Genomic DNA, 12,644 nt, shown 5'->3' with positions numbered 1-12,644 from the left:
TGCTTAATGCAGCCTGGCCAAACGCGCCGCCTGTGACATCCAGTTCTCGCGCACCAGGCGTTCCGGCGACAAGAGGCGGCTGGACATCCAGGCGACATTTTCCGGCGACCAGCCGGCCACCTGCCAGAAGTAGAAGATACCCAGACCATTCAGCTCGGTCTGGCGCGCCTCATCGATACCGGAAATCACCGTCAGGTCATCTGGCGGGCTTTGTGGAACACCGACGCGGATGGGCTCCAGACCCGAACCCGCCTGCTGAACGGCCACCTGCACACTCTCCGGCGTCATGCTGGCCAGGCTCGAGGCGCGTCTTTGCAGGCTGAAGCCTTCGCGATGAATAAAAACATTGCTGGCCCCAAGACTTGCCGCTGAAGCGGCGGCAGTTTCAAAGCGCGGCGCGGTCTGCAGAGGTGTGTAAGGGGCCTTGTCCACAACCTTTTCCGCTTCTTTTTCTGCTTCGGGCGCCTTGAACGGAACCACCACACCGCTGGTAAAGGCCTCGGCGGCGGCATCGAGATAGGAGACCGGCGAGGCCGGAACCAGCTCAAGTTTCGCTTCCGCCGCCGGTTGGGGCACAACGATATCGGCGGCTTCAAGCACCTCGGGCACCTCGAAGAACACCGGCGACGGCCGCTCAAACGCGCTATGATAGCTGTGCGTCCGGCGGGCCAGATTCCAGCCTAACCAGCCAAACAGTACAAAGGCGCCCAGCATCAGAGACATCGATTTCAGGATCAGGAGTGTCATGACTGGCCTTTATCGCTTCAGTTTCGGCTGGCTGACACGTTTGGCGAGAAAGCCTGTGACCAGCCCCAGTGCCGCGGCGCCAGCCAGAAGCCAGCGCAATTCCATGACCAGATGCAACATTTTATCCCCCTATCCGGCGTTGACGGTGAAAACGACGCGGCGGTTTTTCGCCCGTCCCTCGGCCGTGACATTATCGGCGATCGGCAAGGCGCCGCCAAACCCGCGCACCGTCACGCGATCCGGCGCCAGGCCGCGCGCCACCAGCGCATCGGCCGCTGCCTGCGCGCGGGCCTGTGAAATCGTCTGGTTGACCAAGCCGTCACCGAGATTATCGGTATAGCCCGACACCGTGACCCGCACCGGCACCGGACAGGCATTGACGGCCTTGTATACATCGGCGATCAGGCGCTCGCTCTCCGGCGTCAGATTATAGGTGCCCGGCTGGTAGCTGATCTGACGACTGGCCACGGCCACGGCCAGGTCCTGATCGCAGGCGCGGGCGGCCTGGGCACTGGCATCTATGGCATTATCTCCGGCCACGCGCGGCCGGTCACCCGAATAAGCCACCGCCGTAGCGCCATCGCCATGAATGATATCTATGGGTTGCCCTTTTGTCGGCTGAACCGGCGGCGGAGGGGAAAACGACGACGCTACCGCTTGGGAGATGGCGCTGGCGGAAGACGAGACAGCGGCCACGATCACCGCCCCACCTTGAACGGGCGCCTGGACGGGCACCGGCATCTTTGGCCCCACGACTTCGATGTGACTGATCGGGCTATTGACGAGCTTACCACCCGGCAGGACCGGCGCATTCATGGTAACGCTGTCGAGCGTCTGGCGCGCCTCTGCCAATTGCGCCCGTGCTTCAGGGCTTGCTGTTTTTGCGCTCAGGATAACGGTCTGGCCGGAGACGTCCGCCTTGACCTGATCGAGTCCGCGCTTCGCCAGGGCCTGATCCACGCTAGATTTGAGATCGCTTTGCATGGCAGGCAGAACGCGATAAAGCCCGACGGCGCTCAAGGTCGCCAGGCCGCACAGTCCTGCGATCCAAACGGCCCTAGCTGTCATCGGTTACCCCCACACGAAGTCAGATTGCGTTAACCTTTTTATCGCGTGCAGGCGCAACAAACAACCACCCAAAACAACTGAGAGGGGACAAATAAATTGCCCCCTCTCCGCTGTGCTTTCGATGTAACGCTCGTGCTATTCGCTGGTGCCGATCGCCGCCTGCGCCGCCGCCAGACGCGCCACCGGGACGCGATAGGGCGAACAGGAGACATAGGCCAGGCCGGCGCCATGGCAGAAGGCGATGGAAGCCGGATCGCCGCCATGCTCGCCGCAGATACCCATCTTGATATCCGGGCGCTGTTTCTTGCCTTTTCCCGCCGCGATCTTGATCAGCGCGCCAACGCCGTCCTGGTCGAGCGAGACGAACGGGTCCTTCTCGAAGATTCCCTTTTCGATATAGGGATTCAGGAAGCGGCCCGAGTCATCGCGGCTGATGCCGAAGGTGGTCTGGGTCAGGTCATTGGTGCCGAAGGAGAAGAACTCCGCCGTCTCGGCCAGCTTGTCGGCCAGCAGGGCGGCGCGCGGCAGCTCGATCATGGTGCCGACCTTGTAGGCGACTTCCGTACCCTTGGCCGCGAAGACCGCCTTGGCGATCTTGTGCGTCATGGCCGACAGGAAAGCCATTTCCTCGCGGGTGGCGACCAGCGGGTGCATGATTTCCGGCTGCGGCTTGCCACCGGATGCCGCCACTTCCACCGCCGCCTCGAAGATGGCAGTCAACTGGCTTTCATAGATTTCCGGGAAGGTGACGCCCAGACGGCAGCCGCGCCAGCCCAGCATGGGGTTGGTTTCGCTGAGTTCCTTGGTGCGCTTGTAGAGCTTTTCCTCGCCCACGCCGGAAGCCTCGGCCACGGCCTGCATGTCTTCCGCCGTGTGCGGCAGGAATTCGTGCAGCGGCGGATCGAGCAGACGGATGGTCACCGGCAGGCCGTCCATGATGCGGAACAGTTCGGCGAAATCGGCCTTCTGCATCGGCTGGATCTTTTCCAGTGCCTTGCGGCGGCCGGCCTCGTCATCGGCCAGGATCATTTCGCGCACCGCCGAGATACGTTCGTCATCGAAGAACATATGCTCGGTACGGCACAAACCGATGCCCTCGGCGCCGAAACCGACAGCCGTGCGGGCATCCGCAGGCGTCTCGGCATTGGTGCGGATGGCCAGGGTCTTGAACTCGTCGGCCCAGCGCATGATCTGGTGGAAGTCCTCGGAGAACTCCGGCTCGATCATGCGGATGGCGCCCTTCATGATCTCGCCCGAAGAGCCATCGAGCGTGATGATCTCGCCGTGCTTGAACGTCTGGCCACGCGAGACGAACTCACCGCGTTCGGCATAGATGTTCATTTCACCGGCGCCGGAAACGCACGGACGGCCCATGCCGCGCGCCACGACCGCCGCGTGGGAGGTCATGCCGCCACGCGCCGTGACGATGGCCTTGGCAGCGTGCATGCCGTGAATGTCTTCCGGCGAGGTTTCATCGCGCACCAGGATGACGTCTTCGCCCGCCGCGGCAAAGCGCACGGCGTCATCGGCGGTGAAAACGATCTTGCCCGAGGCGGCGCCCGGCGAGGCCGGCAGGCCGCGCGCGATCACGACCTTCTCGGCCTTCGGGTCGAGCATCGGGTGCAACAGTTGATCGAGCGAGCCGGCATCGATGCGCATCAACGCTTCCTGCGGCGTGATCAGGCCTTCCTTGGCCATGTCCACGGCAATCTTGAGCGCGGCCTTGGAGGTCCGCTTGGCGTTGCGGGTCTGGAGCATGTAGAGCTTGCCCTGCTCGACCGTGAACTCCACGTCCTGCACGTCGCGGTAATGGTTTTCCAGCGTATCAACCGTTGACTTGAACTGGGTGAAGACGTCCGGCAGCGACTCTTCCATGGAAGGCGAGCGTTCGCCCATTTCCTCGCGAGCCTTCTTGGTCAGGGCCTGCGGGGTGCGGATGCCGGCCACCACGTCTTCGCCCTGCGCATTCAGCAGGAACTCGCCGTACAGGTCACCGTCGCCGGTCGAAGGGTTGCGTGTGAAGGCCACGCCAGTGGCCGAGGTTTCGCCCATATTGCCGAAAACCATCGACTGGATATTGACAGCCGTGCCCCAGTCCTCAGGGATATCATGCATCTTGCGATAGAACTTGGCGCGGTCGTTCATCCACGAACTGAAAACCGCCTTCACGGCCCCCCAGAGCTGCGCCTTGGGCTCCTGTGGGAAGTCCTCGCCAAGCTCGGATTTTACCATGGCCTTGTAGTCGGCGATGATACGGGTCCAGTCCTTGTCGGTGATGTCGGTATCGACCGTAATGCCTAAGCGATCCTTGTGATCGTCGAGGATATCCTCGAAGCTGTGGTGGCTGACGCCCAGCACGACGTTCGAGTACATGGTAATGAAGCGGCGGTAGCAGTCGAGCGCGAAGCGGCGGTCGCCGGTCAGGGTCGCCAGACCTTCAACCGTTTCATCGTTCAGGCCGAGATTGAGGACCGTGTCCATCATGCCCGGCATCGAAGCACGCGCTCCGGAACGGACGGAGACGAGCAGCGGATTTCCGACCTGGCCGAAGCCCTTGCCGGTGGTCGCTTCCAGTTCGGCGAGCGCCTTCTCGACCTCGTCCACCAGACCGTCCGGCAGGGCCTGTTCGTTCCTGAAATAGTGAACGCAGGCTTCCGTGGTGATGGTGAAACCCGCCGGCACCGGCAGATTAAGCGACGACATTTCAGCCAGATTGGCTCCCTTGCCGCCCAGAAGCGCCTTCATTGAGGCATTGCCATCGGCCTTTCCGGCTTTGAAGGCGTAAACCCAGTGCTTCGACATGAACTTTCCCTTTTCATTTTAAAGCATGTACTTGTTATTTAAAGCGAGGTGTTTCGGGAAACTCGTTGTTTTCCCGTAATATTATATAAAAATAGATCAGGCGATCCTGCTGAGATCAGCGATCCCGCCCGACAAATCACACACAGCTTTCAGCATGGCCAGACGGTTGGCGCGGACGTCCGCGTCCTCCGCATTGACCAGCACGCCCTCAAGGAAGGCGTCGATATTTTCTCGCATTGCAGCAATTTCTCGCAAGGCGTCAATATATTTTTCCTGTTCAAGCGCCGTGCCAATGGCCCGATGTGCCATATTGAGGCGCGTCAGAAGCGCGGTTTCCACGGCGGGCGCGCCCGGCAGGGCCTTGGGATCGGCCTTCGGCAGGTCGCCCTTTTTTGCTTCGGCGGCCAGGATATTGGCGGCGCGCTTATGGGCAGCCAGCAGGTTTTCACCTTCCGGCGCCTTCAGAATGGCTTCCAGCGCGGCGATCTTCTGCGTCTGGCGGACGACATCGCCGTCCTTCAGGGCAAAAACAGCCTCGATGACATCGAAGCGGAAGCCTTCGTCCTTGAGCTGGACCTTCAGGCGGTCGGCCATGAAGTCCTCGATTTCGGCGCCGACCTGGGCATAGCTGCGGAAGCTCAGCAAAGCTCCTTCGACTTCCGGCACGTTCGGCACATGCTCGTACATGATATCGAGGTCGTAATCACGATCAGTCGGGATCACCCAGACCGGGCTTTCCAGCAGGCCTTGCTTGAAATCGCGCAGATAGTTGTCGAAGATCTCGCCCTCGCCTTCAGCCACGCGCGGACCGGCGGAACCGCGCCAGTTGTCGGTATCGACATAGACGGCGCGATCCGGCCCGGCATAGATCAGCAGGCTCTTGTACCAGAAGCCCACGAGATCACTCAGGGCGACACGCACATTGTGCTGGCGCAGGATACGCAGAATGCCAAGCGCCGAACGACGCAGGGCAAACGGATCCTTCGAGCCGGTCGGCTTTTCATCGATGGCGAAGAAACCGATCAGGGTATCGAGTTTGTCAGCCAGGGCGACCGCGGCCGAAACGGCGGCTTCCGGCACGGTGTCGGAAGGGCCTTGCGGCTTGTAATGTTCGCGGATGGCGTTGGCGATCTCGGGTTTCAGCCCTGCGGCATCGGCATAGTAACCGCCCATGATGCCCTGCAATTCGGGGAACTCTCCCACCATGTAAGAGGCCAGGTCGGCCTTGGCGAGACGCGCCGCCTCACCGGCCACGGTCGCATCGGCATGGACGAACGGGGCGATAGCCTTCGTCAGTTCGATGATGCGCGCCACGCGCTGCGCCATGGTGCCGATTTTGGCATGGAAGGTCACGCCATTCAGCTTGGTCAACCATTGATCAAAATTGCCCTGACGGTTGTCTTCCTTCCAGAAAAAGACACCATCCGACAGGCGCGCCGACAGCACCTTGGCATTGCCGCGCTTGATTTCCGCGCCGCCATCGACCGCCTTCATGTTCGAGGTAATGACGAACTTTGCGGCCATCTTTCCCGCAGCGTCGCGCACAGCGAAATACTTCTGGTGCGTGCGCATCGAGGTCTTGATGACTTCGGGCGGCAGGGTCAGGAACTGCGGGTCCATGTCGCCCAACAGTGGCACGGGGAATTCGTTCAGACCGGCCACTTCCTCCAGCAGCCCCTGATCCTCGATCAGTTCGCAACCGGCGGCGGCGCAGGCCGCCTTGGCCTGTTCCAGAATGATTTTCTGGCGCTCGGCATGATCCAGAATGACAGAATTATCGGCCAAGGCCTTCTGGTAGCTGGCAAAATCGCTGACCGGCAGCGCCTGGCCCGAGCCGAGGAAACGATGCCCTTCGGTCAGATTGGAAGCCGTCAACCCCTCCAGTTCAAACGGGATGACCTCGCCATCGAACAGGAACAGGATGCGTTTCAACGGCCGCACCCAGCGGAAGGTGGAGGTGCCCGAACGCATCGACTTCGGCCAAGGGAAGCTGAGGATGACCTCACGCAGCATCTCCGGAAGCAAATCAATCGTTTTGCGTCCCGGCTTATAGATATGCGCTGTCCATGTGCCATCAACACTTTCAGTCAAAGCATCACGCGTTACACCAGCTTTGCGAAGAAAACCCTCCAAAGCTTGTTCCGGAGCACTAACTTTCGGACCACGCAACACGTCATTTATTGCTGCCGTTTCCTTCGCCAACCCGTCGACAACAAGAGTCAGACGACGAGGCCCGACGAACGTGCGAAGCTCATAGGTTTTATTAGCATCAACGTTAAAGCTGGCGTCATCTAAGCCAGCTTTGTACAAAGCTTGTTGGAATAACCGGCCGAAATCACGCGCCGCGCCCAATTGCATGCGGGCCGGAATTTCCTCAGAAAACAGTTCAATCAACAACTGAGCCATTAGCGTGTCTCCTCCTGCTTGGCCCATTCGAGGGCGCAGGCCTTACAGAGATCACGGATACGGCCAATATAGGACTGGCGCTCGGCCACGGCGATGGCGCCGCGTGCATCCATCAGGTTGAACAGGTGCGACGCCTTGAGCACATGGTCATAGGCCGGCAGGACCAGCGGATACCCCAGGGAGTTCTTTGTTTCCAGAATACGCTTCACCTGGATTTCCATATCCTCGAACTGGCGCTTGAGCGTGGCCACATCGGAGGCCTCGAAATTGAAGGCCGAGAACTGGCGTTCCTGCTCCTTGAACACGTCGCCGTATTTCACGCCGGCCTTGTTGAACTTCAGGTCGTAGACATTGTCGACGTTCTGGACATACATCGCCAGACGCTCCAGCCCGTAGGTCAGCTCCCCGGACACAACATCGACCTCGATGCCACCAACGCCCTGGAAATAGGTGTACTGCGTCACTTCCATGCCGTCGCACCACACTTCCCAGCCGAGGCCCCAGGCACCGACCGTTGGGTTTTCCCAGTCGTCCTCGACAAAGCGGATATCGTGCAGTTGCGGATCGAGTCCGATGGCCTTCAGCGAACCGAGATACAGTTCTTGCAGGTTTTCCGGGTTCGGCTTCAGGATGACCTGATACTGATAATAGTGCTGGAGGCGGTTGGGGTTCTCACCATAGCGCCCGTCGACCGGACGGCGCGACGGCTGGACATAGGCGGCCTTCCACGGCTTCTTGCCGAGCGCGCGCAGAACCGTCGCCGGATGCAGTGTCCCCGCCCCCACCTCAACGTCGTAAGGCTGGAGAATCGCGCAGCCCTGCTCGGACCAGTAGGCATGAAGAGTCAGGATGAGGTCCTGGAACGATAAGGGCTCTGCGTTTGACATGTTCTTTTAGAGGGCAGCCGAATTTTCGGCGAACATAGAGGGGCCGCCGCTGTCGAGCAAGCCAAAAGACCCGGTATTTTCAAAGAAAACCTGTCCGCGACGATGAGAATCTGGCTTGATCGCCCAGGGAGCCACCAGATGATCGCAAGCGATACCAAACCGACACTGAAAAGCCGCCTCGCCGCCGTAAAGCAGGCGCTGAAACAGCCGACCTCCTGGCTTTTGCTGGCGCTCGGCTTTTCCTGCGCCCTGCCTTATCTGCTAGTGGGCGGCACCCTGGCCTTCTGGTTGCGTGCCGAGCATATTTCCCTCACCCTGATCAGCTTTACCGGCTGGGTCAGCCTGCTCTACGGCTTCAAGTTCCTGTGGGCGCCTTTCATGGACAAGGCCCGCCTGCCCCTGCTCTATGGCTGGCTAGGCCAGAGGCGCAGCTACATGCTGCTGAGCCAGATCGGCATCGCGCTTGGACTGGTCGGCATGGCGGCGATCGGCCCGCACCATATGGGCCTGTTCCTGGCGGCCGCCACCTTCGTGGCCTTTTCCGCCGCTTCCCAGGAAATCGCAGTCGATGCCTGGCGGGTCGAACAGACCGCCAATGCCGCCGATCAGGCGCTCAATCCCAGTTTCTGGGCCTATGGCTGGCGCGGCGGCATACTCCTGACCGACTCGCTGATCCTCGTCCTGTCCAAACGGATGGGCTGGCCTCTCTCCTATACGGCCATCGCTGCCCTGCTGGTCATAGGCGTGACCGCGACCCTGCTTGCGCACCGCACCGAGGTCGAACAACACCATACCGCCGCGGCCAAAACCTTCCGCGAACTGATCGTCGATCCCTTTGTCAGTTTCTTCCAGGAGCACAAGGGAACGGCCGGGCTGATCCTGCTGACCCTGGCGCTTTATCGCCTGCCCGACTACCTGACCAATCTCGCCGGCACCATGTACGTCGATACGGGCATCGATCCGGATGCCATAGCCGCCATGCGCGCCGGGGTCGGGCTGTGGGCCTCGCTGCTGGGCGTGGCTGCCGGCGGCACCTGCCTGTTGGTGTTCGGACTGCAGCGCACCTTCATTCTCGGCGCCCTGATCGGGCCGGTCTCCAACCTGTGCTTTTCGTGCATGTCGGTGGCGCACGGAAATTTGAGCGTTTTCGGCCTGACCCTGCTGGCCGACAATCTCTCCAACGGCATTGCCGAAACCGCCCTGATCGCCTTCATGACGCGCATGACCGGCCGCGACCACACCCTCACCCACTATGCTCTGATGTATTCGGTCGCCGCTCTGACCGGCAAAATCCTGAAGGGCTTCACCGGCCTGGCAGTGGATAGCCTGGCCCCCTCCCTGGGGCTGGATAATGCCTACTCCGCCTTCTTCATGATCACCGCCGCCATCGGCCTGCCCTGCCTGATCCTGTGCTGGTGTCTGCGGCAAAAAGGCGTATTCTCAGAGCGCTAAAACTGAGTCATTGAGTCTGCTGACAATCATATCGTCTTTTTATGCCGGCACGCATTAACTGTCTGTCATAAAAAGAAATTTTGCCACAGGGGTGAGTTATGAAAATCACCAACGCCTTTATCCGTATCGCCGATGACAGCACGGCCACCATGGGCGTGGTCCCGCCTGAGAAACCCGGCAAACCCACCGTCGCACGGATGCATTACGAGTTGCTGAGCGAGCATCCCTACGAATACGACCTCGACAGCTTCAATTTCGAAATCTACTGTCGGCGCAACGATATCCCTCAGGCCGAGCGCGACAGCCATCGCGAGGCCTTCTTTTCGAAGGGACATCCGTGCATGCGCGCCTCGCCGCTGACCAAGACGCATGGCTTTGGCGCACACTACAACGGGGCGGGAAAAATCGCCATTTACCCTGTCGATTCCATTGCTTACCAGAAACTTCTGAACGATCCTGAGAACCGGGTGGAAATGGCCATGCGTTCAAAACGCCCCGCGCCGACCGGCCAATCAGCCACCAAGCCGGCAGTTGCGCACCCACGCACCGGGCAACATCGCCTGCATTCGCACGCCTAAGGCTTCGGCCGCTTCGGCCGTTTCGCACAAGGCAAAGCAGGTCGCACCGGAACCGGACATGCGCGCGAACAGGGTTTCATCCTGCGCTTCCAGCAAGGTCAACACATCGGCGATGGCGGTCTGAAGGGCAATGGCGGGCGCCTGAAGATCATTGCGTGTATGACTCAGTGCCGCGATCAGGGCATGGATATCGTTAACGCCTTCAAATTCCGCAGCCGCGTCGATCTCATGCACATGCCCCAGGGCATCGAATCCCCCATAAACCTGCGCGGTTGGACACTCAACACCCGGATTGATCATTATTGCATTCACCGGCGGCAGACTTACAGGGGTAATGCGCTCGCCATAGCCTTCCGCGAAGGCCGGACGGCTCCACAGGCACATGACGCCATCTGCGCCCGTCTGGCCTGCTATCGTCGCCAGATCATCGTCGCTCATGTCCGGCGCGTAGCTCTCACGCAGACTACGCAACGTCGCGCCGGCATCCGCGCTGCCGCCACCGATACCGGAGGCCAAAGGCAGGTTTTTCACCAGCTCGATACGATGTTTATCGATCGCAATGCCAGTCCATGCCTCGAACCGGCGCACGGCCTTTACGATCAGATTGCCTTCGCCTGCCTCAAGGCCGCCGGCAAAAGGTCCGGTTATCGACAGCAGCGGCAATTTCGCTTCAGCCGGTAAAAGCGTCACTTCATCGCCGATGTCGGCGAAGGTCACAAGACTTTGTAACGGATGATAGCCGCGTGAGTCGGGCGCTGCGACATGCAGGTAGAGATTGATCTTAGCCGGGGCCAGCATGAGTTACCGACGGGTTTTGTGCTCGTCGTTCAGCGCTGTGGTCGGCGCCTTCTGCTTGCTCTCCGCCACCGCTGGCGCGGTGGCATTGGCCGCCAGCTTCTGGCGCACGATCGCCGCCTGCTTTTCCGTCGTCTTGAGCGTCAGCACGCGCGACCATTCATAGCCGGCCTCCGTGCTGCGTCCCAGGGCCTTGTAAACATCACCCAGATGCTCGTTGATCTCTGGATCGGCCGGCTCCATCTGCACAGCCTGCTCGATGAAGCCGAGCGCCTCATCGTACTGGCCCTTCTTGTAGTAGCCCCAGCCAAGCGAATCGATGATCGCGCCGGACTTGGGATTGCTCTTCAAGGCCAGACGGATCAGGTCCATGCCGTCATCGATCTTTTCACCGCGGTTGATCCAGCCATAGCCCAGGAAGTTGAGGATTTCCGGCTGGTTACCGTTGATCGCCCGCGCCTTGCTGATGGCGGCTTCCGCATCGCTCCAACGGTCCAGGCCTTCGTAGACGATGGCCTGGGTGTAGAGCGCCTGCCAGCCGAAGTCCTTGTCACCGACGCGCTGGATGCGCGCATTCATCACGGCCAGGGCGTCCTTGTCACGGTCCATGGCGTGAAGGATGCCCGCTTTTTCGATCACGAGGCTGATATTATCTGGATCATGATCCAGCGCAGTATCGACCAGGGACAGGGCATTATCCTGATCATCATCGCCACGCATGGCCCAGATACGGCGCAAGACCGATTCATTGTAGAAAGGCGAGTCAGGCTGGATGCTGGCCCAAGCGGCCTGAGCCGCATCCGGGTCTTTAAGCTCCGACTGAACCTGACCGAGGAAGATGCGTTCGCGGTCCGAATTGTCATCGAGATACATCGAGAGATGCAGGTTCGCCAGGGCAAACTCGCTGTCGTGCTCACTGAACGACACAGTGGCCGAGACAAACAGAGCCTGCGCCATACTCTCCGTCAGACCCGGCAGGGCGGGCGCCTTGCCGTCGCCGGAGGCCAGACGTTTCAGCGCCTGAGTCGCCACGACATCATTGGTCTGGTCCGCAATATTTTGCCAAATGGCCTTTGCGTCGTCCTTGCGCCCCTGCCGCTCCAAGAAGGACGCATAGTCCGGGCCAAAGATGTAGCTGGCCGCTCCTGGCTGATACAGCGACTTGTAAAGCGCTTCGGCCGCGTCGGCGTGGCCCTTGATCTCGTTGATTCGCGCCCGCTCGGCCTTGATCAAGTAGGACAGGAGCCGGTCACTGTCATTGCCCTGCAGAGAAGAGTCGGCCGATTCGTCCAGCGCCGCTTTCGACTGGCCGTTCATGGCCAGAATATAGGGCCGCAGCAAAAGGCCATTGCGATCATGCGGGCTCGCCTTCAGCAGGGCGTCGATGCTTTTAAGCGCCTGCGCCGGTTTATCGGCCTTGACGGCGCGCACCGCCCCAACCAGGCCGATCATTTGCTGACTGGTATCGTTCGTGGCCGCCATACCCTGGGCCAATGTAGCGGCGCGGTCGATATCACCGCCCAATATGCTGATCAGAAAGGCTTTTTCACGCAAATCGGCTTGGGTCGGATCAGCGGCCGTGGCATCGCCGAGCGCCCGGGCGGCCGTGCGAACATCGCCCTGGGCCATGGCGAAACGCCCGACCAGATAATTGGCATAGGGGCTGGGATAGACCGACAGTTCCTGACGCGCATCGGCATAGATCACGCGTGGAGCGGCCGCCGCAGGGGTGCTGGCCTGCACCGGCGCATGGAAGGTCAGGCCCGCAAAAGCAAGGGTCAAGCCCAGGCCGGTCGTCCGCAGCATACTCTTTTTCACGTCACGCTTGCTTTCATTAAAGGGTGCTCAAACCCAGAATTGGCCCAGGATTGGCTCAGACTGCCTCCAATATAGGGCGAAAATGCGTAAC

9 protein-coding genes are annotated in these 12,644 nt (G+C 60.6%); 2 read left to right on the top strand and 7 right to left on the bottom strand.

Features of this window, described 5'->3' with window-relative positions; genetic code table 11:
• Positions 1-3 precede the first annotated feature (3 nt).
• From QM647_RS07815 to QM647_RS07795, 5 genes are all read right to left on the bottom strand, one after another.
• Positions 4-747: a hypothetical protein gene (locus QM647_RS07815; protein WP_414994946.1), complete on the bottom strand. Its 744-nt coding sequence runs from the start codon at positions 745-747 to the stop codon at positions 4-6.
• A 129-nt stretch (positions 748-876) separates the two neighbouring features.
• The gene (locus tag QM647_RS07810) at positions 877-1,815 is read right to left on the bottom strand and encodes an OmpA family protein (protein ID WP_414994945.1); all 939 of its coding nucleotides are present in this window, start codon (positions 1,813-1,815) and stop codon (positions 877-879) included.
• Between the two features lie 135 nt (positions 1,816-1,950).
• Positions 1,951-4,617: a pyruvate, phosphate dikinase gene (gene ppdK, locus QM647_RS07805; protein ID WP_414994944.1), complete on the bottom strand. Its 2,667-nt coding sequence runs from the start codon at positions 4,615-4,617 to the stop codon at positions 1,951-1,953.
• Positions 4,618-4,713: 96 nt separating this feature from the next.
• On the bottom strand, positions 4,714-7,023 hold the full coding sequence (gene glyS, locus QM647_RS07800; RefSeq protein WP_414994943.1) for a glycine--tRNA ligase subunit beta: 2,310 nt from the start codon (positions 7,021-7,023) through the stop codon (positions 4,714-4,716).
• A complete protein-coding gene (locus QM647_RS07795; protein ID WP_414994942.1) occupies positions 7,023-7,910 on the bottom strand; it encodes a glycine--tRNA ligase subunit alpha in 888 nt (295 codons plus the stop codon). Before QM647_RS07795 ends, glyS begins: the two co-directional genes overlap by 1 nt.
• 138 nt (positions 7,911-8,048) lie before the next feature.
• Here QM647_RS07795 and QM647_RS07790 point away from each other — a divergent pair, with 138 nt between their 5' ends.
• Both QM647_RS07790 and QM647_RS07785 read left to right on the top strand, forming a co-directional pair.
• On the top strand, positions 8,049-9,362 hold the full coding sequence (locus QM647_RS07790; RefSeq protein WP_414994941.1) for an AmpG family muropeptide MFS transporter: 1,314 nt from the start codon (positions 8,049-8,051) through the stop codon (positions 9,360-9,362).
• 98 nt (positions 9,363-9,460) lie between these two features.
• Positions 9,461-9,940 (top strand): DUF6157 family protein, encoded by a 480-nt coding sequence (locus tag QM647_RS07785; RefSeq protein ID WP_414994940.1) that lies wholly within the window; start codon positions 9,461-9,463, stop codon positions 9,938-9,940.
• On the opposite strand, the gene QM647_RS07780 is transcribed toward QM647_RS07785, so the two are convergent.
• Both QM647_RS07780 and QM647_RS07775 read right to left on the bottom strand, forming a co-directional pair.
• Positions 9,875-10,738: a 4-(cytidine 5'-diphospho)-2-C-methyl-D-erythritol kinase gene (locus tag QM647_RS07780; protein ID WP_414994939.1), complete on the bottom strand. Its 864-nt coding sequence runs from the start codon at positions 10,736-10,738 to the stop codon at positions 9,875-9,877. The two genes, QM647_RS07785 and QM647_RS07780, sit on opposite strands and share 66 nt — an antisense overlap.
• Before the next feature lie 3 nt (positions 10,739-10,741).
• On the bottom strand, positions 10,742-12,541 hold the full coding sequence (locus QM647_RS07775) for a tetratricopeptide repeat protein (RefSeq protein ID WP_414994938.1): 1,800 nt from the start codon (positions 12,539-12,541) through the stop codon (positions 10,742-10,744).
• Positions 12,542-12,644 lie beyond the last annotated feature (103 nt).

Origin of the sequence: Asticcacaulis sp. (assembly GCF_047605585.1) — a bacterium.
GTDB lineage: Bacteria > Pseudomonadota > Alphaproteobacteria > Caulobacterales > Caulobacteraceae > Asticcacaulis.
The sequence above is the reverse complement of the archived record's forward strand: the minus strand, read 5'-3'. Positions and strand labels throughout refer to the sequence as shown.

Excerpts from the sequence above, each read along its gene's own strand:
- QM647_RS07815 (WP_414994946.1), bottom strand. The coding sequence starts at position 747 with ATGACACTCCTGATCCTGAAATCGATGTCTCTGATGCTGGGCGCCTTT.
- QM647_RS07810 (WP_414994945.1), bottom strand. The coding sequence starts at position 1,815 with ATGACAGCTAGGGCCGTTTGGATCGCAGGACTGTGCGGCCTGGCGACC.
- ppdK (WP_414994944.1), bottom strand. The coding sequence starts at position 4,617 with ATGTCGAAGCACTGGGTTTACGCCTTCAAAGCCGGAAAGGCCGATGGC.
- glyS (WP_414994943.1), bottom strand. The coding sequence starts at position 7,023 with ATGGCTCAGTTGTTGATTGAACTGTTTTCTGAGGAAATTCCGGCCCGC.
- QM647_RS07795 (WP_414994942.1), bottom strand. The coding sequence starts at position 7,910 with ATGTCAAACGCAGAGCCCTTATCGTTCCAGGACCTCATCCTGACTCTT.
- QM647_RS07790 (WP_414994941.1), top strand. The coding sequence starts at position 8,049 with ATGATCGCAAGCGATACCAAACCGACACTGAAAAGCCGCCTCGCCGCC.
- QM647_RS07785 (WP_414994940.1), top strand. The coding sequence starts at position 9,461 with ATGAAAATCACCAACGCCTTTATCCGTATCGCCGATGACAGCACGGCC.
- QM647_RS07780 (WP_414994939.1), bottom strand. The coding sequence starts at position 10,738 with ATGCTGGCCCCGGCTAAGATCAATCTCTACCTGCATGTCGCAGCGCCC.
- QM647_RS07775 (WP_414994938.1), bottom strand. The coding sequence starts at position 12,541 with ATGCTGCGGACGACCGGCCTGGGCTTGACCCTTGCTTTTGCGGGCCTG.